Consider the following 26489-nt stretch of genomic DNA (forward strand, 5'->3'; position numbering starts at 1 on the left):
GAGCCTAGTCTCCGGTCATCGCAAGCACAGGCTGGACCAGACCGTTGATCGCATGTTCGGCGCCAGCGTTCAGCGTCAATGCGAATCTACGATCCAAGAAGCGATTTGCTTTTTCACACGAGGTCTCAGACACGAACAGGCAGAAGTGGCAGGCTGCGCCATGGAGGAAATCCTCCTGGCCGCTGGGTACGCGATGTGCACAAATCGGGTCCGAGGAACACCGTTCCGCGCGCCGCAGCGCGTCACGGAAGACCACTTCGAGGCGCTCGGTTCTGGCCAGATCGACCAGCCCTCCGAGCGTTCCCTCGCTGTCCGGGGACGTCGTGGCAATCAGAATGCCTGCGGCTGCTTCCCGATCCTCCGTCTCACGCCACGCATAGAGACGCTCGGAAAGTGATGCCGAGCCATAGCCGCTCGACATAGCCATCTCACGGATAAGCAAATGTGACATGGTGTGCAGAGCCCAGTACCGCGGCGGCGGCATCCGGTCGGCCGCATCGATTTTCTCCGCCGTGCGGCTTTGTCGACGACCTACGTTTCGCTGATGTGCTGCGACGTGCGCCCGCCAGACGTCGGAATTGAGCGCCGAGTCCTCCCAGGTGCGAATTACATCTTCATCGAACCGCAGGAATACCCCTTCGCCGCGGTCCTCTGTCGCTGGTACCCACTTGGGCTTTTCGGACTGGACGAGCGGTGCGATGCGGTTGGGTGCGTCCCCCACACGGTCCAAGGCATCGATGCGCGTGAAACCGAGAAACGCGTTGGCCTTCTTGACCCTCTCTACCGCAACGACGTGTGAAAGAACTGACTGTAGGGTGTGCGCCACCTCCACTGGGCGCACACGGAAGCCGGCCTTTCGGTCTTCGCGCTCGAATTCCTCTGGGTGAACGAGAGTGTCCCACTCTGGTTCCAGCAGGCTGATCGGGTCAAAACCTGATGGAGTGGCCGGAGTATCGGTTGCGGCGGTGGCATGGCCCCGAGCGATCTTAATTCCGTTCCACAGTGCGTCATCTGGGATCCCGTCGAAGATCGACCGAGCATCCTTCGGTCCGTACTTTCGCCATCCAGGTAGATCATCAAGCGTTTGCACATCTGCGAAGGTGACGGCTGGCAACCCCTTCACCGTATCTGCCACGTCTGCGGTCGTAATGTGCTTGCGTGCCGGGAGTACCAGTACGCTCACTGATGCTGGGAACCACTGGTTAGCGGCGCCTAGCAGCATCAGCCTGACGTCCGCCTGACACGGCTTATCAGCCGGAGCGTATGTGGGAAGGTGTGGATGCCGTCCACGGCAATCTGGGAGCATCTCTTCTCCGCCGGCCCGCGTCAACTCAGCGATATTGCGTGACGCCTCGCAGGCCGCACAAGAGATCTTCACCTGCGGTCCGAGGTTTGAACGCCATTCCATCATTCGCATCTCGGGCTTGGCCACCTTGCACTTCACGGGTTCGCCGTCGCCGCCATGCACCCACTCGACATACGGGAACTCATCGAGATGCCCGTCTACGCACGCGATCAAGTAACGGGCGGGCACAGCCAAACGGTCGCGCGCGTCCAAATTCCCCTGCTTCTGTCCCTTTGTTGGCCTGCCCTTACACGACTTATGCACGAACTGCGCCTTGTCAGGCCGATGCTTGCTCGTGTTCACGAACTCGAACTTGTGCGATTCCGAAATAGGTGCCAGCAGGTCGCAGCCGGTGCAGCGTAGCCACTGCGGGAACACCCGAGTCGGGATTCCGATGGGGGTGCCGCCCTCGTGAGTCTTTTCCGGCAGCCATGGGGGTTGCCGGAGTTCTTCAACTCGCGGCAGCACCTTGCGCACCGCTTCAAGCAGTCGTGGCACGAGCACCAGTTGCGCGCCACCCTGCTTTGAGTATGCGATTTCCCATGCGTCAAGCCCCTGAGGCATGACCGCGATGTGAGGCATGTCAACGGTAGCCCCAATGCCTGAGGTGTAGAGCAATGCGCTCGGTCGCACCGATCCGACCCTGCTGTGGTTCTTCCCGCCGATGGCTTCTAGCTCCGCGAACGGATTCGCTACTACTCCCGCAACGGCGATTGGCTCTTCCGCTACCTCTTGACTCATTTCGTATCCTTCTTCGAGAACATCCACTTTGGCGCAGCTGCACTCAGCGGTTCCGCTAATTTGCCAACCATTGGTGTGACAAGAAGATTGATCTCAGGTTGGACCTCGCGCATCGAGTTGGCCACCTGAAACAGACGGCTGGCTTCGTCGGGAACGACCGTTTCAGGACTCACCAGGAGGGGAGCGACAATCTGTCCACCTCCCACGGAGTCCTTCTGATATGTCAACGCGCCCGACCACCTGTCCGACTCATCCGTCCACTTGTCGAGACGCAGGATCAGTTTGCTCTTGGTCTCGTCAGCGACCGTGTCGTCACCGCCGCTGGCAACCCTGATTCGCGCCACGATCCGATCAACAAGGGTGTCGACGAAGGGCCGCCGCTGAGCGATGGTCCCGGCTCCGGTTTCGGGTGACAGGGATGAGTTACTCCGTTGGTCGGCGACGCGAGCCGCCGATACCAGCACTCCGGTCAATCCCCGCTCCAACGCAGCATCGGAGAAGGGGGTCACTGACAGTGCTTCGACGTGGGCATAAAAAGTGTCGTGGTAGTGCTCAAACTGCTCGTAGTGCGCCATATCGCGGGGCCTGGACCGATTGGCGAGCGTTACCACGAGGCCGGGTTTAGCGGCTTCACGACCAACGCGCGACGACGCCTGAATATACTCGGCGGTGTTCTTCGGTTGGCCAACGACGAGCATCAAGCCGAGACGGGGCACGTCCACACCGACTTGAAGCATGGAGGTGGCCAGTACTACGTCATACGGCATGTCTCTTGGAGGAAGCTTTTTGCCGGCTTTTTTAGCTGCTGCTGCCCGCGCACCGTACTGCCGCTTTGCCTCGGTCGCATCCTTTTCGGGGTCGAACGGGACACCCAGATTGGTCAGAGTATTCGAGATATCCGCAGAGGAGATCCGAGACGTCAATTCGCCGATCCGCAGCCCACTGGATCCACGCCGCGGGTATCCCGAGTCTTTGTCTGGGTTGCTCGTGCGGGTGACGATGTCGTCTTCGAGATATCGGCGCATGCCTGCCAGCTCTCGGGTGGCGGAAAAATAGTCAACTAGGGTCACGTATGGCTCGGCCGCAGCCCCGTGCGCATCAAACAGCTTCTGTCCCGCGAGCAGAAGGATTTCACTGACCCGGATCTCAGCAAGGGTCAAGCGGGCCCCGTGGGCGCAGACTCCGACATAGCGTCGGCCGGGATCTTTCTCACTGACAGCGACTTCCTTCGAGAAGAAGGTGTCTGTCACGGATAGGACCTGGGGCGGGAAGATTTGGACCTGACGTGCATATAGTTTCATCACCTGGTCCCGGGCGTTCCGTACGGTCGCGGTGGAAGCGATGACCAAGGGCTTTACCAACGCAGGGTTTTCGGCAGAGCCGTACTCCCACGTCGAAAGCGTGTCTATCGCTGCCTCGAACAACCCCACTGCGGTACCGAGTGCGCCGGTGATGAGGTGGAGCTCGTCTTGGATGATGAGGTCTGGCGGGCGTAGCCGCTCCACGGACTTGACTGTGGCTTTCGGGTAGACAAGGCCGCCCTCCGACTTTGAATTGTGATCGCTGGCTCCACATACCGAGGCCATGGTGTCCGGGTGTTTGTAGCCGTGCCGTTCGCACCGCTGAGACACGTAGCCAAACAAACTCGCTGCCTCACCTTCCCGGGCGAGTCGGGCGAACTTATCGACGGTCGCCAGCAGGAAAGTCGGTGGATTCCGGTAGATTTCGTCGTCCACGGTTAGCACGGGAAGCCCCTCCACGGCGGTGCCGCCTTGAGAGAACGGGCACCGTGCGAGCTTGTCTCCGCAGTACACCTGGATGCGCTGAGTCGTTTTTACAGCAACGACATCCGCCTTGGGGTTGATCGGCGTACCGCACCACGGGCAGCTGCTGAACTGAAGCACTGTGAGCCCATAGGCTGAGTTGCCATCATCGTTGCGAACATCACGAACCTGTTGCTCTGCCTCGGCAAAGCGCTTGGGGCTGACACTTGAGCCCACCCACAATCCGATGCGGAACGGTTCCTGACCCCAGGTTGCAGGGTCTTCGCGCCGGACCAGTTCGGCGGCGCACATGAGCGTGGTGGCACGTAAGAACTGCTGGGAGGTGAGCAGACGGAGCGTGTACCGCATCAGTACGGCGACACCGTCGCGGCCGTCGATCAAGCCACCAGGTGTCTCGATGATGCCTTGGAGTCGGCGGATGCCGAAGGTGAATGCCGCAAGCCCCAGGTAGGCCTCAGTCTTGCCACCACCGGTTGGGAAGAACAGCAGTTCTGCCCGGGGTAGGTCACCGGACCGCCGAGATACGGTCGGGTCCACGATCGAAGGCAACTGCATCAAGATGAAGGCGAGCTGGAAGGCTCGCCACGATGCAGCAACGTCACCTTTCGCATCGATCGCTGCCCTCGCATCCTTGACTGTCAAAGAGCGGTCTGCAGCTCGGAGTGCAGCAACTTGGGAGCGAATTCGCTGCTCGCGCATGGTGCGGTTCATGAAGGCGAAGGACTTGCGCGCTCGGTCGCTCCCCTGAGCCGTGGGGTCTGTGTTCGTTAGCAGTTCCAGGCCGGCGCGCAGACGCTTGAGCGCGTCCTCACCGTCCATGGTCCCTGTCTCGGCGACCTTTTGAAGGTGCTGAGGCAGGGCTCTAGCCTCGGCGCATCGTTCGCTGAGCCACGTTTCATACCCGTCTATCAATGGCTTCAGGTAATTTCCAAGCTGTTGAGGTGACGCCTCCATCAGTAGCCGCATGCTCATTTCGGCACTCGGGATGGTTGGGGCAAGAGTTTGAGGGACTTCCGCGGTGGGCAGCCAAGTGGTCCTCACCGTCTTCGCGGTGCGCGAGTTCGGATATGGGAGGATCCAAGTGGCGGAGGCTGTGCGGCCGACGGCGAATTCAAGGCGGTCGCGGTACAGGAGGTCGAGCTGGAGCACCTCGGGGTCACCGAAGTCGCGTGCCTGCACGAGTGCGTCGCGGGTAGGACGAAAGACAGCAGCCCCGTCGACGGCGCTAACTTCCAGCTGGGTCTGAAACAGCCAAACCTTAGGCGGGAGCTCTTTACCTGTGACCTTGGTGTTTTGAAGCGCTGCTTCGACCACTCGAAGCCCGTCGTGGTCGAAGACCTCAACAGATATAGCGACGTGGCCCTCGACGATTACCTGCGTATGAGTCTGCCCCGAATCGACGTCTGCAATGTTGATGATTCGAGGTACAACATGGTCCGAACGGTCGTAGTAGGTCTGGGTACGCCCTTCTTCGTCGGTTTCCCGGCGGGACTCGTACTGACCCCACTTCGCAGTAAAGACGAGGCTGTCCACCTCGGGTCCCACTTGGAAACGGAGGCCCATCGACGACGGCGCGATAAGTTTCGACTCCGGACCGCGGTCTTCGTCTGTGTCGGCGCCACCCGCATCAGTTATTGCCTCGTCGGCTTCCTCCGGAACGCCTTGGACGTCATGGCCAGCATCTGTATCTAGGACCGCCGCCTCACCAGAGTCGCGGAAGTCGTCCGGGTTGTTCACCTCTGATCGCGCCTTCGCCTGAGGCAGTGGGTCGTCGTCGCCGATCGCAACCGGTGCGAGTGCTCCGACTAAGTAGCGGGCTCGGGGTGTGCCGTTGACGGTCTCGTCAGCCTCGCCCCACGGCCCGACGAGATCCCGCTTCAACAGGTCTATGAGCTCGTCGCGAACTTGGCCGGAGTTCACCGATTGGAGGGGTACTGTCTGGGCGGTCAATTAGAACATCGCTCCTTCTGGGGCAGTCTCCGGATCAAGGTCGAGCTCCGTCGAGGGGTTTACCTTTCGGCCCCTCTTCGGCTCCAAGCCTGCACGACGATGGTTCTCCTCAAGCAGTCTGTCGAGGATCTCGACGCGCGCGGCTGGGCTCAAACTGAAACGCTCCATCTGCCGGTAGGTGTGAAAGTCATGGTCGAGTGGGATGTCGGTCCAGCCATAGGCATCCAACATGGAATGGTCGATTTCCGCGTGAATCTCACGAATACGAGCAACGTCGACATCGCTGGTAACGGTGGGGTCGTTCACGAGGTTGTACAGTGCCGTGAGCCCGAGCTGACGACGAACCATTATTCCCCTACGTTCCGAGTCGAGAGCGGACCCGCGCTGTCGTAGTGCGGTGGTTCTCGGCGGGAGCGGAAAGGTATCGAATACGTCAGAGGGAGTGTATCTAAAGTCGTTCTTCATCGAAGATCCCCAGCGCATTACCCAGGCCTGATGAATAAGGCTCGAAAGGGCTGCAAGGAGAGCCCGATCCGCACTCGGAAACACAATTAGCGCCTGCGAGAAGACCTCCGTTGTCGGCCTAAGAACCGGAATGATCGTCGAACTGGTTTGAACTATGACAATTGCCTCATCGAGTCCCTTGAGGGCCTTCGTCATGGCCGGGCGATTTTCTTCGTAAATCCACCATTTCTCGGGGAGTGGATCTCTAAGAGAATATTCTCCGTCCGCATTTCTGCGCTGACGGACGGGTTTCACCAATCGCTCCACGATTTCGAACGCCTCAGCGTAGGACTTGGCTTGCTCATACGTTCGATTGCCAAAATTGATGACCCACCGGGAGGCTCGCAACTCTGGGAAACCATTAACATCTGTCTTTCCGTCTGGGAATGGAAAAACTATTTCTTCAAGCTTTGGATTGGCTGAAATTAAGGTTTGCGCTTCATCGACTTCTAGAAGGAATCCATCGCCGCGCAAAGTGATCCCGCGATATGCGCCGCCCACCTGCTCTCTGAGGCGATACGGTTCGCCATCCATCCCTGAGGACGGTTCCAAGGAGCTGGAAATGCTCTGTACTGGCCGGCCATCACAGACCGGATGTACGCCTTTGGTAAGATCCCTTCGGCCGCCCCAGATGGCTGCATATTGGAGACTTGCACTCCTCGAAGGCCACTTTGCACTCTGTATCGCCCGACGCAGGGAATAACCTCCACGGAGTGTTGGATCGAGGCCGACAGAGCGGGATTTCCCTTGTCCCACGGAATTAGTCGCAATTAAACCAAATTCCCCGTGGCCAGTTAAAAGTTGGGTTACCCGGCGAATAAAGTAGGCCGCCAAGTCGGCGCTACCGGTTTGGCCATCAGCCAGTATGAATATCAACCAATTTCGTACATTTGTACCAAGTGCCCCGGTTAGCTTGTGGCCGCCTAAGAATGGCGGATTTCCGATGACAGCATCGAAGCCGCCGTGGTCAGCCATCACATCCGGCGCTTCAATTACCCAGTGCAGTGGCTTCCAGCGCGCTTCACCGGTATCAACTGTGGGGGTGAGCCCCGCGCCGAGTATCGCTTCGATGTGGCCTCGGTTGCCTTCATCACCGTTTGGCGGGTAGGCCGAGTAAAGGGCGTCAGCGAGATCGTCGTATCGGCGTTCAAGGGCAGGGCCTGGTCGCCCCCCTTCGAGCAGCCCCGAAGCGATGACGGCGTCTGCCACTTTGCGGAGCCGAGCGGTAACGTCCTGCGACTCTTCTAGGAGCTTCCTCTTAGCCCGCGTGGAGCGCATCCGGTCCGCGTCGTCGACCTGGCCGCTTGAGAGTTCACGACGGAGTCGGGCCGAGCGGGCCAAGTCCCTATCGACGTCGAGTTGCAGGAGCTTCCTCTGAAGGAGACGACTGCTGTTGGGGTCGATGTGCTGAGCGCGGAGCTGTCGTTCAGTGGTTAGGCCAAGTAGCGAGTTGCCATGGAATACGCGGTCATCAACGAAGGAAAACGGTTTGCCCGGATCCATGGAGACTAGCCAGAGTGACAGCTTGCACATTTCGACGGCCATGCCGTTGATGTCGGCGCCGTATAGGCAGCGGGCAACCACTTCACGTATAGCCCACCGCTTGGCGTCCTCGTTAGTGGCTGCGCTCAGCCCTTCCTTTGAGCGTGCTTCGATGAGGCGTGCGGCGAGGTATCGTGCCGCAGCGACAAGAAATGCGCCGGAACCGACGGCGATGTCCGCGACCTTGAGGTTGAGGATCTCAGTGGAGCTCTTCAGGACCCAGTCGTCCCGGTTCTCGGTGTCGAGGGGACCAGGCGAGAATACGAGCGGTTCCAACGCGTGAAGTACCACCTCCTCGGCCAGTGACCGAGGGGTGTAATGGGTCCCGGTGTTGGCTCGCTGCGGGGACTCTGTCATCACGAGTCCGCCCTCAGGAACCACATACGGGAATACACGAAGGTCGCTTCGGATCAGGGCGTGCAGCGGCGCGAGCTGATCGACCAACTCGGTATGATCGAGCAGCACGAAACCGAGACGGGTGCGGGCGTCGGCGGCTGCTGTTTCGTCATTCCCATCGAATGCCTTAGCTATTTGTCGTGCTGTAGCGGGCTTCGCGTTGGGTTGGGCTTTGCCCAGATGCTCGATCAGCTTTTTGGCGAAGTCCGCTCCGCCCGTGGCGGTCTCGGCAATGGCGCAAAGCTCAGTCAGAGCGACCTTAGGCTCATACCCGCTCTTGCCCTGGAGTCCTACGACGACGTCGTCGGTGTACTCGGCGGAATAGCCGAGCAGGCCCTCGTAAACGTAGCCAATCTGCTCGACATCGAGGTCGCGGAACGACAGCTGGCGGGCTTCCCCGCCTACATGTGCGATCTGCACGGCTTTGAGAACTTGCAGCATAACCCTGTCAGAGACGCGCACGGCAAGCTGCCCCTGCGCGTTCGTCGTCCGGAGCCATGGGAAACGATTCGGATCGAATAGCGACCCGCCGTACGCCGGCATCCGGGTGTCTTCGAAGGTCGCGCCGGAGTAAATTGCGGTACTGGCAGCGAGTAGACGGTGCCAGGTCTCCCAGGTGTGATCAAGTGCTTCTTCGGTGCCGTTTTGCGCTGACTGCTCCAAGTTGATGCGCACCCCGGAAATGGCGTAAGAGTCGCGGTACATCTGGTGCTGCGGCAGCAGGGCGCGTTCCTCAGCGAAGAGGAGGAAGACGACGCGCATCAGCACGGAAACGGCGGCTTCGTACACTTGCTTGCTGTCGTCGGGGAGCGGGGTCTCCTCTCCGTTGGCGATCGCACGCAAGTGCGACTCCGACATGGCTTGCAGGACGAGTTCGACCGCGCGACGGACCTGATCACCCAGGGCCTCGGTGATTGCCTCGGCGCTGGCGACACTGAGCTCGAACAATTTCGGTAAGCGCTTCTCGGCGGCACCTCCAGCGAGCGAAACCAGCCCGGCGAGGGCTAGGAACGCATCCCGGCTGTCCCGTTCCTCACGCCAGATGAGCGAATCGAAGACACCACTCGCAGTAGTGACGCCTTGGACAGCAGAGACGATAGCCCACCAGCGCCCGTCAGTGACAAGCCCGATGCTAACCCTCGTTTCGCGCAGGAGGGCAGCAGTTCGGTCGATTGCGTCAGCGGCCCACCCGTCGGTGCCGGTTCCCCGGAGATCGTCGGTGGGGTCGACGACTACGACGAGAGCGGCCGGGCCGGAACCTGCGTCCAGCGCGGCCCAGGGCCGTACGGTCACGTCGCCGTCAGGCGAACTGGCGACGATCGAGGAGTCGGGATGCCCGTCCAGGTGCTCACCCCACTGCAGCAGGTCGCGCAGGACTGCGGCGACCCAGCGGTCGCGCCAGGCGAGATCCTTAGCGGGATCTGGCCTGCCTTGTCGGGCGGCCCACGCCTTCGACCAGAGAGTGTGTTCGTACACGAAGGTGCTGTTGACGTCGTCGATGGCGTTGTACGGGCGGTCAAGTCCGTTGGGGAACACCGATTTGAGGGCAGCGCGCGAAAGGAACGGCCCATCAGCGTCGACGAGAGACAGCCACTCCCAAGGGTCCTTAATTGCCATCGTTCTTCCCCAGTCTCTCTGCATCGGCCGGGCTCAGGGCGAAAACGACCGCGGCGACGAATGTGTGCGGTTGCAGATTGGCGTAGCGTCTGGACACGGCGTCCCGCTCATCGCGTTGCTCCTCGGCGAGGGCGTCGAGGCGCCGCCTGATGTTTGCCAGGTCCTTTTCACGCTGTCGCTGCTCTTCATGGAACAGCATGTCCTCCAGCTCGCGTTTGCGTGCCTCCGCATTGTCAAGGGTGCCGGCCAATGTCTGACGGAACCGGGCGAAAACCTCGTTCACACGTTCGAGATCGGCGGTTTTGCGCTTGACCAGGTCCTGCTCGATCCCGCTGCGAAGCCTCTGAGCCCGGGAGGCGACGGCCTCGGCCACGCGCTGGCGAATGCCGCCGTCGTCGGCGCCATCTGCGTTCCAGAGGTCGGCGAGTCCGGAGAGCACGCCGGGGGAGGGCGCAGTCAGCTTCTCGGCGTCCAGGGCCGTGACGAGAAGGTCCTCCGAGCGTTCGACGCCGAGTTCCTGGCGTCGGGTAAGCCGGGTTCCGGCAAGAAAAACTTCCTCATGCAGACGAGTGCCGCCGTCGCCGACAACGACCAAGCGCGCGACGCCAGCCACGAACGACTGATCCAGACCGTCGACTACCACGGCGCTGACGCCATGAATGTGGTTCGAGCGGGTCCAAATTTGGCCACGCAGTTCCCGCGCGGCGCGCTGGATGAGCGGGTGTCCCAAGTGGGCGAAGACGATGTCGCTACGGCCCTTCGCTTCTTCACCATCGAAAGTGACGGGGCGCGCTACATCTGGACGAAGCCGAGTGCGGAGGCCCTCCAGACCCGGCGTCCATGTACGGTCGAGTCCGGCTGGTAGGTCGTAGAGAGAGGCCAACTCGTATGGGTCATCCGCGTCAAGAAGCCCCGGTTGTCCGGATACACGTAGTCCGGTTTCAAGGACGCGTCGCAAATTGCGGCCGTGCAAGTGCAGTCGGTCACGTGAGCTCTCGAGCCTGCTGGCAAGGGTGGTTAGTTCACGGCGGAGAGTGTGCTCGCCCTGCATAGCCGTCTGAATGATTTGTTCGCCCGAGCCTTTGGTTAACTTGGGGCGTGCGCGCAGATCTCCGTAGCCGAGGGTTCGCTGAATATCAGGATCGATGATGTCTCCAGCGGATCCGAGGTCTTCCTGTACCCGTGAGATTTTGCGGGCAACCCGGGCAAGATAGTCAGTGTCCCTGGCATAGTTCGAGGCGGTAACCGCCTTGTCTGCCGGATCCGGGTGGTAGATCTGCGGGCGCTCGTTCTGACCATAGCGGTCAATGCGGCCGATGCGTTGCTCAAGGCGGTTGGGGTTGAAGGGGATGTCGAAACTGACCAGGCGGTGGCAGCGAGTTTGCAGATCGATTCCCTCACCTGCGGCGTCAGTCGCGATGAGGATCCGCACGGGGTCCTTGGAGGGATTCTCGGTGAAACGCACTCGGATGAGTTCGCGCTCTTCGGCATTGGTCGAGCCCTCGATCACCGCGAGGCGGTCGCCTCCAAGGCCAACGGCATTGAGGACGTCGCGAATCCAGTTGAGCGTGGCGACGTACTCGGTGAAGATGACGAGGCGTTCGTTCAGCCACGTTCCGTCCGGAGTCAGTAACTGACCTCGGATCTGATTGATGAGCGCCTGGAGCTTTGTGTCAGGCAGCGAGGCGTAGCGCCATCCCCAGTTGATGAGCCATTCAAGATCAGTGATGTCTTCAGGCGTCAGCGGGACTTGGGCGCGCTGGGCCGAGCGGAGTGCCTCAAGCTCTGGCTGCTCAAGGCGGCCTTCTTCTTCATCAGGTGCTTCGTCACCGAGCACTTCGTCGTAGTCGGGCAAGTCGATATCGTCGTCACCACGCAAACGGGTGGCGAGATATGTTTCTGCCGTCGAGGCGAATGCTGTGGGCGAGGAGAAAAAGCGCTTCTTCAGGATCAGCGTCGCGAGGTCGGCGGCGCGCTTGCCCTTTTCCGCTTTCACGGCCGCGTTGCGTCTCTTGGCGAAAGCAATCAGCCGGTCATAGGCCTCAGACTCGTCGTCGGAGGGCTGGAACACCAGGGCGTGCACTTCCCGCAGCTTGAAGCCCTCATCAGGCAGGTCCTTCTTAAGCCGGCGGACTGCCACTTCGCGCAGCGCCTTGCCATCGAGATCGGCGCCACGGGCGAAGCGTTGCGGATCGACCATCTCCATGAGGGCTGTGAACGATTCGGTGTAACCATTGTGCGGGGTGGCGCTGAGGAAGAGCCGGTGTTCGCAACGCCGCGCGAGTTCGCGGACGGAAACCGTGCGCTGGCTGTCAACAGCGTAGCGGCTCTTGTCATAGCCGCCTCGCGAGGGTGTAGCCGGGGCAACGTGGTGGGCTTCGTCGACGATTACGACATCGAAGGCGTAGCGGTCGGCAACACGCTTGTCGTCGGCGCGGGCATATACGTCCCTAAGGAGGCGCTCGGCCCGCGGTGACGGCAGCCATGACATGGAGACAATCACCCGGGGGAACAGGATGAACGGGTTCGCGTGCACTCCGAAGCGGCGACGGAAGTCGCGCATGGTGTTCGAGTTGACGATTTCGAAGCCCAGACCGAACTTGTCGCGCATCTCTTCTTGCCACTTGATTACGAGACCGGCCGGGCACACGATGATGACGGACCGGGCGCGGTGGCGAAGCAGCAGCTCTTGCACCACCAGTCCGGCTTCGACGGTTTTGCCGAGACCGACATCATCGGCAAGTAGGAGGTTCGCTCGGGGTGCTTCCAGTGCGCGGCGGAGCGGATCAAGCTGGTACGCCTCAATAGTTGCGCTGCTGCGGAAGGGGGCTTGCAGGGTCCGGGCATCTGCGGACGTCAGCGCGCCCCAACGAAGGGCGTCAACGTACGCGGCGAAAGTGGTCGGATCGTCAAATTGTTCCGGGTCGACAGCGAGAGGGAGTCCCTGCTCAAGGATGACACCGCGTCCCGGCTCAAGTTGCCAAATGGCGGTCATCTCTCGACCGTAGTGCTCTTCTTCTATGGATTGGAGCGACACCGCGTGCTGCAGCTCAGCTTTCCCATCATCGGCGCTTGACCGCTCCAGAGCTTGTGCCGATACATCGGTGACTATCCATTTTGAGCCCCTGGCTGTGACGAGCTGGCCGACTTCCGGCACTTCGTCGTGCACAGTTGAGCGAGTAGCCCCCACCGTCATCTCAGCCCCCAACGCCTTTGACTTCAACAGTTCCCTGATACTACTACCTTCACTGCAGCTACTCGGACCTTATAGGGAAGCGTACTCATTGAGATCCTTCATGAACGCGTCTCGGTACCGCAGATTGCTCCTGCGCAGCCTATCTGAAAAACCACGGGTCGCCTTTACGGAAAGCGCGTTGGATCCTCTTTTCTCAAGGAGCCTCTGCAACGAGAAACTTCTTCGAAGTGAGCCGGTGAGTGGACCCTCAGTGACAACTATTTTTTGGACGGCTCCACTAATAGCAATCCCCGCATTGCCCCAACCGCGCTCCACTCCCATTCCAGTCGGCAGCTCAACCCTTTCAAGATATTCGTAGCCTTTGAGTCCTTCAGCTATCCATTGCGCCGCCGGTATAGCAACCGCGTTACCAACAAGTTTCCATCGATCCCGTGCCGGTGCTGACTTCGTCCAACCGGGACGAAATCCTTGAAGACTTTCCAACGCTGCAATGGATGGCGTCCGAAATCTCACCTCTAGGGGAGCGCCGGGCAGCCAGACGGCCGGAGCTGAGGGGATCCCAGCGGTTGTGGATCCCTTGATTGTGGGGACGACTCCATCGCCCCAACCGACCCCGCGATTACCTTCGGTCCAGTAGAAACCGTGGGCCTTAGTTCGTCGAGTGGTTTTAGGGAGTTTGATGTCCGGTTCCTCGGCGTAATCCCGGAATAGAACACGCGCTGGGTCGTGCTGTCGAGAAGCTAGGAGAAAAACGCGCTTTCGGCGTTGAGCCACGCCAAAGTACTGCGCATCTAAGGTGCGGTAGCACCACTTGTATCCCGCCTTGCTAAATAGCGCGCCAATCTCAGTCATTGCTTCTCCCTGATTCAGCCGCAACATATTTGGCACATTTTCAAGTAGAACCCATTCTGGCCGCTTCTTCTGTATAGCTTGCAATACCCCAATTATGAGACCAGAAGCCTCACCACCAATTCCGATTCTGCGGCCGGCAGACGAAAGATCAGTGCATGGGAATCCTGCGGTGATTATTTCCGCGTTGTGAAGATTAGGCGGCAGTTCACGTACATCCTCAAATAAGGAGGCAGTAGGAAACCGCATACGAAGGACAGCTTGCGCTGATGGCCAGTTTTCGTAGGCCACCACGTTACCTGTGAATCCCGCTTGGGTGAAGGCGCGCTCAAAGCCACCAATACCGGCGAAAAGACTTAGAATTCCGGATTCAGGATCCATGCTGCTCACTATTCTCACTTGCTGCCTATTGAACCGGGCGTGCTTATAGATCTTAGCTGAGCGCCCGACGCCGCCGGACAGTCAGCACCACACCGTCCAACATGCGACCGCCAGCATCGAGGTGCCACGAAAGATAGGAAATCTTCGACAAAATGGCGAAGTGGTCGACTGCCCGAACAACATTTCGTGTTGCCCAGCTCACCCAGTCGCCCTCGTTTGCCGGTCTACCAGCAAGAAAGGGAACCAGCCGCTGTCTCCGTTTTGTGTCACTACTCGGATGTGCGGCGTGATTTTTCTTCATTGGCTGCGAGGGTTACGTCCTCCATTCCAAAGGAGAACCCCCAATAGAACTCATGATCGTCCGGCTCTGCATCATAATCTTGGTCATCATCTGATGGGATAATGCTTTCAATAGCGTCGTTCCATGAGTCGTAATGCCGCAATATCGCAACGGCCGATGGACGCTCCCCACAGGACGCTATTTCGCCGATAACCCATCGATCATAGGCCAACAAATCGCCACCAGGGCAAGTGACAGTGAATTCTTCGAGGGCTTGAAAGCATTCGTTCTCCGAGTAGATTTGATCTATGCGCGGAGACGCAAGCCCTACCGCTCTTAGGGCATCCTCCCAGAAACCATTTCCTAGACGAACGCGTAGGAGATCAGCAGGAGCCGGCCAAGACTCCTCGGGATCGATACTGACTTTTCCATTTTGGCGAGAAAACTTTCTCGCGGCGGTTTCGTACTCGAGGATACTCAGCGTGAGCTCACGGTCGGCGCGGATTGCTTGTGCGGTTGTCTCGATGACCGCAAGTATTTCTGCCATACGTCGATATGGCAGTCCTTCATAAAGTAGACCACGTAGCTCTTTAACAGCGGAAAGCGACATTTTACCTAGCCCCAGCTCATAGTCGGTTGCTTTCTCATGGTGCCTGCCGGTGATATAGAGGAGACTCAGCTTATCGCTGAGCAGCGGGAGCTTTGGGGCGTTGCGGTCGGCCAGTATTGGGCTATCAGGAGTGCCCCGGGTATGTAGCAGCTCGACTGCCATGTCTTTATCGATGATGCTACCGGTGACTGCTCCCAGGACCTTGGGTACGTCTTCGATGGAAACGCCGGAGTCAACTAACCTGCGCACCATAGTTTCATGTGTTTGAAGCTCCAGGTGCGTGCGGTGCGTGCGGTCGCGCACCGCACGCGTCCTTATGAGATCGTTGTCAGTAGACTCCGACGCAATGAGCCGGATGCAGATCTGCTCGGCGCTCAATTCAAACTCGGACACGAGCATGCGCATTGGATCACCACGCCTGTATGTCTTTTCGAGCTCGTCAAATGAGCCTACGTCCAACCCGGTACCGCCTACTTGGTCATGCAAAATGAGCTCCCAAATACTTCGATTTATTTGCCCGGTGCTGCAGTGTGCCGGATGATGTTCGTTTAGTTTAGAACGAGTGACTCCTTCAGCGGGCAACGCGTCCCATTCCTCTAATCGCCAGAGGGAGCTCCGAATAACCAGCCGATCCGCCGTCCTCGGGTTTGGTCTATCAAGCCCCTTCAGCTTGGCAAAGTCCGATGCGATTGCGGAGGTGCTGCCCAACGCCGGGTTTTGCGGCTCTTCGCGGTTCGTAGAGAAATGTTTCCGCGGGATGATGTTCATGCCGCCGTCCGGGCGGCACTTCTCAACAGGATACGCGTTCTGTAGTTCTCTGCGTTGGTGAAACCCCGGCCGGTGCGTTTGATGTTCTTGATGGCGGTGTTGTTCGCCTCGACCTTCGCGGTGGTGGCGCCGGTGACGATGAGGACTTCGATCTCTTTGCTCCAGCGGCAGACCGTGCGCCAGAGCCGGTTCGTTTCTGGCTGGGCTGCTCTTTCGACCAGTGGCTGCACATCGACGACGCCGAGCACTTGGCCGGTGTCAAGATCGACGATGGTGCTCATCCACGGCTCGTACCGCGTCCACGCCTTCGTCGACGGGTTCTGGAAGAACCGCACCGACCGGTACCGGTGCTCATCAATGCCCAGCATCCGCGGCGACAGCGCGTCCACGTCCGGCAGCGTCAACACCGCCGAATCCAGCGCCCGCTGCACCAGCCACCAGGAGACCCCGAAGGCAGCAGCTGTTTCAGCGGCGGCACGGCCGGAGCCGATCACGGCCTCCACCAGAGCGTCCCGGAGCCGGCGGGTGGAGCGCGCCCGGGCCGGCACCTGCGCCGTCGCCTCGGTGAACGTCTTGCGCTCACACAGCCACTCATCGCAGAACCAGCGCCGCTTGGACCAGAGGACCTCAGTCGCGCCGGCGACAAGGATGTCACGCACGCGCTGCCATCGCCGGGAGTGCCGGCGGATGCTGATCACTCCGCATTGCGGGCAGCCCGGCGGAAACGTTGATTCAACACAGATCCTGCGCTGGCCGAAGGCAAGCGTTTCGGCACTGATAACACGGTAGTCGGGCAGATTGAAGATGGTGGTGGCGGCGTCAATGCGCGCGCAGGTAGGCTCGAACAAGGCTCGTAGTTCCTGTCGTCGATGAATGCGTAGATAACATCCATCCCAGCAGGGCTACGAGCCCTTCACTTTCTCCGACACGTAGCTATTTCTCTACGAACCACGGAGAGCCGGTTTTGCGCCAAGTGCCAGGTTGAACGCCGCCAGCGGTAATCCTTTCGAGCTGTTGCGGACTGAACGCTGTGGGCCGTCGTGTCAGCCAGCGGAGCAGTTGATGCTGGGTTACCACCGCAATCCGCGGATCTACTTCTTTGACAGTGGCGTTCTTGGCGCCGACGATGACGGCTGCCCGATTGACATAGATCGGCCGGCCGAAGACGGTCGCAGAGCAGTTTGCTGCCCGGTCAGCCCCGAATTCGGCGTTGTAGATGTGCGGTTGCCTCTGGCTGGCGACCATAAGTGTGCTCTTGGCGGTTCAGGCTGCTTGGACCCCATGGTTCTTGGTGTTGGGCCTGAAGATAACGCAGCGGACGGGAACCACGTGCAGGAACTGTCCTTTGCGGTTCAAGTCGATCGAGCAATGCGCGAACCGCGGACGGAGTGACCCGGTATGCGGTCGCTATGTTCCCCCAGATGGCAAGGGTGACGCGGAATTCAATTGGGAACCGTGTTGTGAGCTTCGGCCACCGGATCTTCCTTCCGTACTTGCCGTACTTGCTTGCCGGGTCTCGATAGTCGGTGCGATGCCGTTCATTCATAGGCTAGAGCCGAGCAACTGCGCCTGGGGCATATCACCGCTAGTCAGGGTGGGATCTCATCACCCTAATTATGTATGAACTTTTCCGCAGTACTTCGACCGCCTTCCACAAGCTAATAGCGACTCGCTGTGGTTGCTATTTCATTCTGGCCCTGCCGTTGAGTATACGGAACACTTTTTGAACACTTATAAAACATAGCTGCGTCAATCCGCAGTCTTGTGGAGAATGCAATCATCTTGCCCGTTTCAATTCCCGTCCCAGTCACTTATTAGCGAGGCAGGCTGCTGACTCCTCAGGAGATCATCGAGATATTGCTCCACAGCTTCAACGGCCTTGCGCCCTGCTTGCACCCATTGCCTAATCTCATCCGGATCGTTGTTTGCAGTTATCGCAGTCACCTTATCGGTGTAGGGAGACAGATGACCGGCCGCCCCACGCTTAGCGCCGAGATTGTCTAGGTCAGCTAACTCGGCTGTCAACGCATCCTCAAAATCTTTCCAATCGAGGCCGACAAGTTTCGATAATGACTCCACATTTGACGATTTAAGACCGTGGTTGGAAGAAAGCAACCTGATAAATTCTTTGCGAGCTCCTTGCGAAATTAACTGGGGCAGCGCCCGCTGTTTGTAACCGACGACGAGGCGCTCTGGAAGCCAATCACACACTGCAAACGCTAGGCGAGCAGTTTCCACAGGGATCGTCTTATATCCTAGCCAGCTAGCCAATCGGTCAAAATGCTTCTGGAAAATGTCTTCCAGCCGCTCTTCAAGTACCGCGTGCGCGAGAACTAAAAACGCATGCGTCACAGCTCTATCCCGCTCGGAAAGAACATCAGGAAACTGTATCGTCACATTGGTCAGTAGCGTCTCGTCGAGATGCGCTATCTGTTCTGAAAATTTCACTGTTTACTCACGCCCAAGAGGAGCGGGCAGGTCATAACGAATGCCGAGAGCCTCATTCAGTATCCGTGCCCAGGTGCGATGACGGGTTATGAATGCATCTGCGGTCTTCGTAGTGGCCGTGATGGAACGCAGAAACACTTCATCCTTCTCACACGCATCCTTAAATGCCTCTACAATCTGGTCAGTGCTCCGTCGGGCCGCACTTCGTACGTGCTCAATGCTCAACGAATAAACTTGCACGTCAAATAGTGCACGGTTAAGTGGTCGCTCAAACTTACCTTCCGTGGAACCTTCAGATGGACCGGACCATTTACGACAAAATTTTTCAGGACCGAATATTTCCATGCCGGCCTGGAGGGCTTCTGCGAAATCGTTCAAACTTGCTTCCGCTTTTGGCTGGACTTCTTCCCAGTTATTATTGAGGTATCGGGAAGTATCATCGAGGAAAAGCTTTAAGTTTCCTCGGTATCTTATGGGCGACATTGTGAACGAAAGGTGACGGAGCATTAGCTCGGCGTCTACCATCCGACGATCAGGATGATAGTTGTTCAACAAGGTGCGAAGGGGTGGAAGATCCCCAGAATGTGCGTCTAGCCATTTAATAAATTCACCGTGAATTAGTGCTTGGCGAAGTTCCTGAGGTGAGAGGGCAACGCTGCCTGTGTTTAGGCGAAGAAATAACGACAGTAGCAGGCGTTCGGAGTTCCAATTGCCGAGAACCACCGTCCTTATACTATGATTTTCGATGGCTGCGAAAAGATCGGGCCTCAGATCTTCGAGACTGCTGGCATCCTTGCGATTCAGCTCTGAAAGCACCTCTAGCCCGTTTAATCGAAGGGGTATAAAATCTTTATCGCGGGGATCGTCAGGATCAACAAAAAACTGACGCAGAGCTAACAATCGTTGCTTTCCGTCTAATACGAAATAGTGACCCTGCTGACTTCTTTTTTCAGCGAGCACGATTTGCGGAATCGGGAAGCCCAACATTATTGACTCTATCAACTTGCTTTTTCGGGCGGCCAACCACGCGTTACGCCGCTGAAAGGATGGTTCGAGATCTATCCGTCCTTTCCTCATTTGCGACACAAGCGTTTCCACGGTCCAATCTTTTCCACCGATTGAAGCCTTGAAACCGGACGCCGGTTCATCTAGATCGCCTTCGTCTTCACCTTGGTCCGGGACCAGGGGGACACTCTCTAATTCCAATGTCTCGTCGTCGGCCTCTAATTGGCCCCATGCGTTGGAGCGCTGCTCGAATTCTGCCATGGCATGAATCTACAGGATGCGAACGCGATTCAGAGCGTTACATTGACGCATCGTGCTTGTTGCCGGCGCGGTTGTTGATGGCGACAAAAAGTGAGGCTTGGCTATTATGAGCGAAGCGTCCTTGACCTCAAGCCTGTCAGTGTGGGTCGACAATCCACACTCCGGCGATTCCGCTGATTCGAGATCGTGGGGACCTGGCGCTCGATGTCGAGGTCCACGTTGACCAGACCGCAGTTGCCGAGTGCAGGCCAACTTTCAACCGTCCTAACGTTGTGGAGGGTAGCTGATGCTTCGTCCTCGCCTAATGGCCCTGGCGGCTCGCGGCTTCGATCATCTGTTTCGACGTTCCAGGTCTTTCAGTTTGACTGGCTAGCGGACTTCTTGAAACAACCTTCCGTCACCCATCATTCAGGCCTCTTAGCCTATAAGGTTCGAAAGTCTCGCCAGCAAGTCTTTGACTCGGGTGTCTTGGTTTTCGGCGAGCATTTCGTTGATGAGGAATGAGAAGCCGATGTTGTGGGTGGGCCAGGTGCCGTGGAGGCCGCCGCCGGCGCCGGAGTGGCCGAAGGCGGGTTCGACGGGGCCGTAGGTGCCGATGGGGTCGGTGAGTTCGTAGCCGAGGCCGAAGCGGAGGGGCCGGTCGTTGATGGCGTCGGTGCCTTCGGACCAGGTTCGTGTTGCCTCCGCCAGGGTTTCGGGGGAGACGAGTTCGCCGGCGGCGAGTTGTGAGTAGAGGTTGGCCATGGCGTCGGCGGTGGCGATGCCTCCTCCGGCGGCGAGTTCACCGCGGTGCATTTCGGGTTCGTTGGTGCGGAGCTTCTCGCCCATGAGGGTGCTGCCATACATCCGGTCGACAATCCTCCGGCGTTCGGGATCGGTCAGGTAGGTGCTGATGGCGTAGTTGTCGGAGCGGAAGATGGTGGCGACGCGGTTTTCGAGTTCTTTGGGCAGGCCGAGGTGGATGTCCAGTCCGAGGGGTTCGGCGATGAGTTCGCGGATGAGTTGTCCGGCGCTTTTGCCGGTGGTCCGGACGAAGAGTTCGTTCATCAGGTAGCCGTAGGTGATGGCGTGATAGGCGACCTTCGAGCCCGGTTTCCAGAGTGGTTCCTGGGCGGCGAGGACGGCGGCGTTGGCGGCGTTGTCGAGTTGGGCCCATTCGCCTTCGGGTTCGGGGTCGACGTAGACGAGTCCGACCGTGTGGTTGAGCAGTTGGGAGACCGTGACATCTTGTTTGCCGGCGGCGGCGAACTCGGGCCAGTAGTGGGCCACCCGCCGTCGGACGTCCAGCTTGTCTTGGTCCACGAGGATCGCGGCGACGGTGGCGACGAGGCCTTTGGTGCCGGAGAACATTACGGCCATGGTTTCAGGGGTCCACGGGTCGGTTACTTCGGCGTCGGGTGAGTCGCGGCGGGTGGTGCTGCCGCCGTAGAAGCGCACGAGGGGCTTGCCTTCGCGGTAGACGCAGAAGGCCATGCCGCCTTGGGACTGGTCCAGGTGTTTGGTGAAGGTTTCACTCAGCCGCTCGAATCCTTCGGTGGGGAGGCCGCCGTCGTTATACGCCTGGAAGTCGGTGCTCACGGGTGCTCCTTATCGAGTTGGGGTGAGGTGTGGGCAGCCCGGCCGCGTCCGACGTCGGAAGCGGCCGGGCACAGCCTACAGCGAGGGGACGTTGGTCAGCAGTTCGCGGGTGTAGCTGTGCTGCGGGTTTTCCAAGACGTCGCCGGTGGGTCCGAGGTCGACGATACGGCCTTTCTGCAGCACGGCGAGGCGCTGGGAGATGTGCCGGGCGAGGGCGATGTTGTGCGTGACGAAAAGCATCGCCATGCCGGTGTCGACCTGCAGGGTGCGGAGCAGGTCGATGATGGAGGCCTGCACGGACACGTCCAGGGCCGAGGTTACTTCGTCGCAGATCAGCACGGATGGAGCGTTGACCAGGGCGCGGGCGATGGCGGCGCGCTGGCGTTCGCCGCCGGAGAGCTGGCCGGGGCGGCGGTCCATGTAGGAGGCGCCGAGCCGGACCTGGTCGAGTGCTTCCTGCACCTTGGCGCGGCGCTGTTTGGCGTTCAGCCTGCCGGACATCTGCAGCGGGACTTCGACCGATTCGGCGATGGTGCGGCGCGGGTTCAGCGAGGAGAACGGTGACTGGAATACGTACTGGATCTTGTGCCGTTCGTCCGCGCTGCGCTGGCGGGTGCCGCGCTCGAGGGTGTTGCCGGAGAGCGCGACGGAGCCTTGGTAGGCGTCGTTGAGGCCGGCGATGCAGCGGGCGAGCGTTGTTTTGCCGGAGCCGGATTCGCCGAGCAGCATCATGGATTCGCCTTCGGCGAGCTGAAAGTCGATGCCGTCGAGTACCTGGTTGTCGCCATAGGCGAGGCGGAGGTCCGAGACGGAGAGCAGGGCGCCGTCGTGCGATGTTTCTTGAGCCGTTGGCGTGGCCTGCGGAGTTGGTTCAACGATGGGGTGTTCGCCGGTGATGGCGGAGACGTCGCCGATGCGGCGGCGGCCGGCCAGGTCGGGGACGGAGTTGAGCAGCCGGCGGGTGTAGTCGTGCTGCGGGCGGTAGAGCACGTCCTTGACGGAGCCGGCTTCGACCACGTCGCCGGAGAGCATGACGGCGACGTCGTTGGCCACTTCGGCGACGACGGCGAGGTCGTGCGTGATGTACAGCCCGGCGACGTCGTACTTTTCGGCCAGGCCGTGGATGGTCTGCAGCACCAGTGCCTGGGTGGTGACGTCGAGGCCGGTGGTGGGTTCGTCCAGGACCATGACCTCGGGGCGGCAGGCGAAGGCCATGGCGATGCCGACGCGCTGCTGTTGCCCGCCGGAGAGCTGGTGCGGCCAGCGGCGCTGGTAGTCCGTGTCGGCGGGCAAGCCGACGTCGGTCAGGACCCCGGCGAGGCGCTCGCGGCGTTCGGCGTCGGTGCTGCCGTAGCCGTGCACGCGCAGCACTTCGAGGATCTGGTCGCCGATGCGCATGGCGGGGTTCAGCGACAGGGCCGGGTCCTGCGGGACGTAGGAGACGGAGCCGCCGCGGAGGGTGCGCCGGGCGGCGTCGGACAGTTCCAGCAGGTCGGTTCCGGCGCTGAGGAAGATGGAGCCGCCGGTGTGCTGGAGGCCGGTGCGGAAGTGGCCCAGGCACGCGAGTCCGGCGGTGGTTTTGCCGGAGCCGGATTCGCCGACCAGCGCCAGGATCTTGCCCGGCGTGAGCTCGAAGGAGACGCCGTGCAGGATTTCCTTGCCGCCGAGGGTGGCCACCTTCAGGTTGTCGGCGCGCAGCACTGCCGCGGGCGCCGTCGTCGTTGGTTCTGCTGTTTCTGTACTCACTTGCTCTCCTCCACGGTGGCCGAGGCGCGGGCCAGCGAATCGGTGATCAGGTTGCTGCCGACGGTCAGGACCGCGATGGCGAGGACCGGCAGGATTACGCCCCACGGCTGGACCGTCAGGGCGATCCGGTTTTCGTTGATCATCAGGCCCCAGCCGGCGGTCGGCGGCTGCAGCCCCAGGCCCAGGAAGGACAGCGAGGCGATGGCGGCGATCGAGTAGGTCATCCGCAGGCCGAGCTCGACCATCAGCGGGCCGGTGATGTTGGGCAGCACGTCCTTGGCGAGGATTTTCCAGCGTGGGACGGCATACATTTCCGCGGCGCGGACGAAGTCCTCGGTGATCACGGCGGACGCGGCCGAGCGGGTGACCCGGGCGATCCGCGGGGCGTGCGTGATGCCGATGACGGTGACCAGCACCCAGCCCTGCGGGCCGAGCACGGTGATGGCCAGCAGCGCGAAGACGAGCTGCGGCAGGGCGAGCAAGACGTCGTTGCCGCGCATGATGACGCTGTCCAGCCTGCCGCCCTGGTAGGCGGCGAGCATGCCGGCGGCCGAGCCGAGAAGCATGCCCAGGCCGGTGGCGAGTGCGGCGTAGATCAGCAGCCGGAGTCCGCCGTCGAGGAACCGGGACAGGATGTCGCGGCCCAGGTTGTCGGTGCCGAAGACGCCGTCGGGCTGGAAGGGCCGGCCGGAGAATTCGGTGCTGGTGTAGCCGGTGGCCCAGGGCAGCAGCAGCGGACCGATCACCGCAACAAGTACGACGGCGCCGGTCAGCGCCATGCCGATCTTCGCCTGCCGCTGGCGGATCATCCGGCGGAACAGACCGGGCGGGGTTTCTATTTCCCGGGCGACGGCGCCCGGTGACTCGTCCGGCGTCGTGGGCTGTAATCCTGTGGTGCTCATCGTGCTCCCTCCGTACGCAGCTTCGGATTGGTGAGGATGCCGACGACGTCCGCCAGCAGGTTGACCACGATGTAGAGGACGGCGATCAGCATGGACAGCGCCTGAACCACCTGCACGTCACGGTTGGTCACCGCGTCCACCAGGGCCTGGCCGACGCCGGGGTAGCGGAACAGGAACTCGACGACGACGATGCCGCCGGCCAGCCAGGCCAGCTGGATCGCGACCACCTGGGCCACCGGGGCGACGGCGTGCGGCAGCGCGTGCCGCAGGATCACCTGCCGCTCCGGAACGCCCTTAAGCCGGGCCATTTCGACGTGCCCGGAATCGAGCACCTCGATCATGGTCGCGCGCATCATCCGGATGATGTACGGCATCACCACCAGCACCAGGGTCAACACCGGCAGGATCAACTGTGCGGGGAAGTTCCACACGTTGGCGCCCGGCGGGGCCATGGTGACCGAGGGCAGGACGGAGAACACGGTGGTGGAGAAGACGGTGACCAGCGCGATGCCGATCACGAACTCCGGCAGTGCGGCGAGCACCAGCGAGATGCCGGTGGCGGCGTGGTCGCCGGCCTTGCCGCGGCGCAGGGCGCTGTAGGTTCCGACCACGATGCCGGCTGGCACGCTGATCAGGGCGGCGGCGCCCATCAGCACCAGTGAGGCGGCGATGCGATCGCCGAGCAGTTCGCCAACGGATCCGCCGGAAGCCGCGGAGACGCCGAAATCGCCGACGAACAGGCCGCCGAGCCAGGTCAGGTAGCGCTGCCAGACGGGGTCGTTGAGGTTCATTTGCTCACGGAGGGCGGCGAGGCGCTCCGGCGTGGCCTGCTGGCCGAGGATGGCCTGGGCCGGATCTCCCGGCAGCAGTAGGGTGGCAACGAAGACGAGCATCGACACCACGAGCAGGATGACCAGGCTGATGGCCAGCCGGCGGAGAATCATGGTCAACATCAGTTCTGCCCTCCCATCCACACGCGGCGGAATTCGTAGCCGGATAGCGCCAGGCCCGTCTTATTGGGCACCAGCCCGGCAACGTAGCGCTGGTAGGCGTCCGCCTGGTTCGGGTGGCCCCAGATGATGTAGCCGCCTTCTTCGTATTCGATTTGCTGTGCCTGGGCAATCAGTTTGTTGCGGGCGTCGTCGTCAATGGTGGCCTTGGCCTCTTCGACCAGGGCGATGAACCGCGGGTGCGCCCAGTGCGTCTCGTTGAACGGCGAGTCCGGCAGCGAACCGTTATTGGTCTGCGGCAGGAAGTTGCGGGTGTACCAGAAGTCCTGGGCGAAATCCCACTGCAGGTAGTTATCGCCAAAGAACGTGGTGGTGTCCACCCGGCGGATCTTGACCCGGATGCCGGCGTCCTTGGCCTGCTGGGCAAAGACCTGCGCGGCGGCCACGGCGCCGGCCTGGATGGGCGCGGTGACGAGTTCGACGTCGAGCCCGTCCGGGTGTCCGGCTTCGGCAAGGAGCTCCTTGGCGCGTTCGAGGTCTTGCTTGCGCTGGGGGAGGTTGTCTGCGAAGCCGGGGTCGTAGATGGCGTAGAGGTCATTGCCGACCGTGCCGTTGCCGCTGAGCACCTGTTCGATCATCTGCTCGCGGTCCACGGCGAGGCGGAAGGCCTGGCGGACGCGGACGTCGTCGAACGGCGGGCGGTCCACACGCATGGTGAACGGCAGCCACATGCCGGTTTCGGAGTTCAGGATGTCCACGCGCGGGTCCGCGTTCAGGACCTCCAGCAGCGCCAGCGGGATCTGGCCGATGGCGTCCACCTGGGTGGAGAGCAGGGCGTTGATCAGCGCATCGTCGTCGTTGAAGTTGAGGATCGACAGCTCGTCCAGATAGGGCTGGCCGTCGCGCCAATAGTTGTCGTTGCGGGAGAAGACGCTGCTCTGCCCGGCTGTGAAGGACTTGACCTTGAACGGGCCGGTGCCCACCGGGTTGGCCGCGTCGTAGTCTTCGGGCACGATGCCCAGCGCGTACTGACCGAGTGAGTCGTCGAAGGTCGAGGTGGGGGTGTTGAGCCGGAATTCGACGCGGTGGTCATTGATCACCTTGACCTTGTCCAGGATCTTCAGACTGGCCGCGCCGGACTTGGGAGCGTCAGGATCGACGACCCGGGCGAAGGTGGCCGCGACGTCGCGGCCGGTCATGGGACGGCCGTCGTGGAACGTGACACCCTTGCGCAGTTCCACGGTCCAGGTCATGGCGTCCGACGACGGCGTCACCTTGGTGGCCAGCAGCGGCTTCAGTTCGAAGTTCTCATCCCGGTAGAGCAGGGATTCGTAGAGGTTGACCACCCGGGCGATGTCGGTGGTGCCGACGGGGATGTGCGCGTCGAGGGTATCTGCGGCGCCGCCGCCGGCCAGACCGACACGGAGGTGTCCGCCGCGCTGGGGCTCACCGGTGGGCTTGGCCAGTTGGCTGGCCGTGTTGCCGCCGCAGGCGGTGAGGACGGCGCCGAGGCCGAGGGCCATGCCGCCGCCGAGGACATTCCGGCGGGACAGCGGTCCGGGCGGATTCGGTTCGAGGGGTGATTGTGCTGAGGTATGCATTGACTCGTTTCCTTTCGCAATGCGAAGCGGCGAGC

General features: G+C 60.8%; 15 protein-coding genes. All 15 read right to left on the minus strand.

The window, feature by feature from the left end:
• Window positions 1–4: 4 nt before the first annotated feature.
• Window positions 5–2086 carry a DrmB family protein gene (gene drmB / locus ACX80B_RS07595; protein WP_459294707.1) on the minus strand — a complete coding sequence of 694 codons (2082 nt, stop codon included), beginning with the start codon at window positions 2084–2086 and terminating at the stop codon, window positions 5–7.
• Window positions 2083–5820, minus strand: a complete 3738-nt coding sequence (drmA, locus tag ACX80B_RS07600) for a DISARM system helicase DrmA (RefSeq protein WP_459294709.1) — start codon at window positions 5818–5820, stop codon at window positions 2083–2085. The genes drmB and drmA overlap by 4 nt, the downstream gene beginning before the upstream one ends.
• Window positions 5821–9879, minus strand: a complete 4059-nt coding sequence (locus ACX80B_RS07605; RefSeq protein ID WP_459294711.1) for an Eco57I restriction-modification methylase domain-containing protein — start codon at window positions 9877–9879, stop codon at window positions 5821–5823.
• Window positions 9869–13075, minus strand: a complete 3207-nt coding sequence (gene drmD, locus ACX80B_RS07610; protein WP_459294712.1) for a DISARM system SNF2-like helicase DrmD — start codon at window positions 13073–13075, stop codon at window positions 9869–9871. The genes ACX80B_RS07605 and drmD overlap by 11 nt, the downstream gene beginning before the upstream one ends.
• Before the next feature lie 69 nt (window positions 13076–13144).
• A complete protein-coding gene (locus tag ACX80B_RS07615) occupies window positions 13145–14305 on the minus strand; it encodes a DNA cytosine methyltransferase (protein ID WP_459294714.1) in 1161 nt (386 codons plus the stop codon).
• Window positions 14306–14574: 269 nt separating this feature from the next.
• Window positions 14575–15963, minus strand: coding sequence for a hypothetical protein (locus ACX80B_RS07620; RefSeq protein ID WP_459294716.1), 1389 nt, complete (start codon window positions 15961–15963; stop codon window positions 14575–14577).
• Window positions 15960–16811: a transposase gene (locus ACX80B_RS07625; protein WP_459294718.1), complete on the minus strand. Its 852-nt coding sequence runs from the start codon at window positions 16809–16811 to the stop codon at window positions 15960–15962. The genes ACX80B_RS07620 and ACX80B_RS07625 overlap by 4 nt, the downstream gene beginning before the upstream one ends.
• Window positions 16812–16896: 85 nt before the next feature.
• Window positions 16897–17208: a hypothetical protein gene (locus tag ACX80B_RS07630; RefSeq protein WP_459294720.1), complete on the minus strand. Its 312-nt coding sequence runs from the start codon at window positions 17206–17208 to the stop codon at window positions 16897–16899.
• A 546-nt stretch (window positions 17209–17754) separates the two neighbouring features.
• Window positions 17755–18411, minus strand: coding sequence for a HEPN domain-containing protein (locus ACX80B_RS07635; RefSeq protein ID WP_459294722.1), 657 nt, complete (start codon window positions 18409–18411; stop codon window positions 17755–17757).
• 3 nt (window positions 18412–18414) lie between these two features.
• Window positions 18415–19677, minus strand: coding sequence for a DUF262 domain-containing protein (locus ACX80B_RS07640; RefSeq protein ID WP_459294724.1), 1263 nt, complete (start codon window positions 19675–19677; stop codon window positions 18415–18417).
• 417 nt (window positions 19678–20094) lie between these two features.
• Window positions 20095–21255 (minus strand): serine hydrolase domain-containing protein, encoded by a 1161-nt coding sequence (locus ACX80B_RS07645; protein WP_459294726.1) that lies wholly within the window; start codon window positions 21253–21255, stop codon window positions 20095–20097.
• A gap of 75 nt (window positions 21256–21330) precedes the next feature.
• A complete protein-coding gene (locus ACX80B_RS07650; protein WP_459294728.1) occupies window positions 21331–23001 on the minus strand; it encodes a dipeptide ABC transporter ATP-binding protein in 1671 nt (556 codons plus the stop codon).
• The gene (locus ACX80B_RS07655) at window positions 22998–23903 is read right to left on the minus strand and encodes an ABC transporter permease (protein ID WP_459294730.1); all 906 of its coding nucleotides are present in this window, start codon (window positions 23901–23903) and stop codon (window positions 22998–23000) included. The genes ACX80B_RS07650 and ACX80B_RS07655 overlap by 4 nt, the downstream gene beginning before the upstream one ends.
• Window positions 23900–24856, minus strand: a complete 957-nt coding sequence (locus ACX80B_RS07660) for an ABC transporter permease (RefSeq protein WP_459294732.1) — start codon at window positions 24854–24856, stop codon at window positions 23900–23902. The genes ACX80B_RS07655 and ACX80B_RS07660 overlap by 4 nt, the downstream gene beginning before the upstream one ends.
• Window positions 24856–26454 carry an ABC transporter substrate-binding protein gene (locus ACX80B_RS07665; RefSeq protein WP_459294734.1) on the minus strand — a complete coding sequence of 533 codons (1599 nt, stop codon included), beginning with the start codon at window positions 26452–26454 and terminating at the stop codon, window positions 24856–24858. Before ACX80B_RS07665 ends, ACX80B_RS07660 begins: the two co-directional genes overlap by 1 nt.
• Window positions 26455–26489 lie beyond the last annotated feature (35 nt).

Source organism: Arthrobacter monumenti (assembly GCF_054511255.1).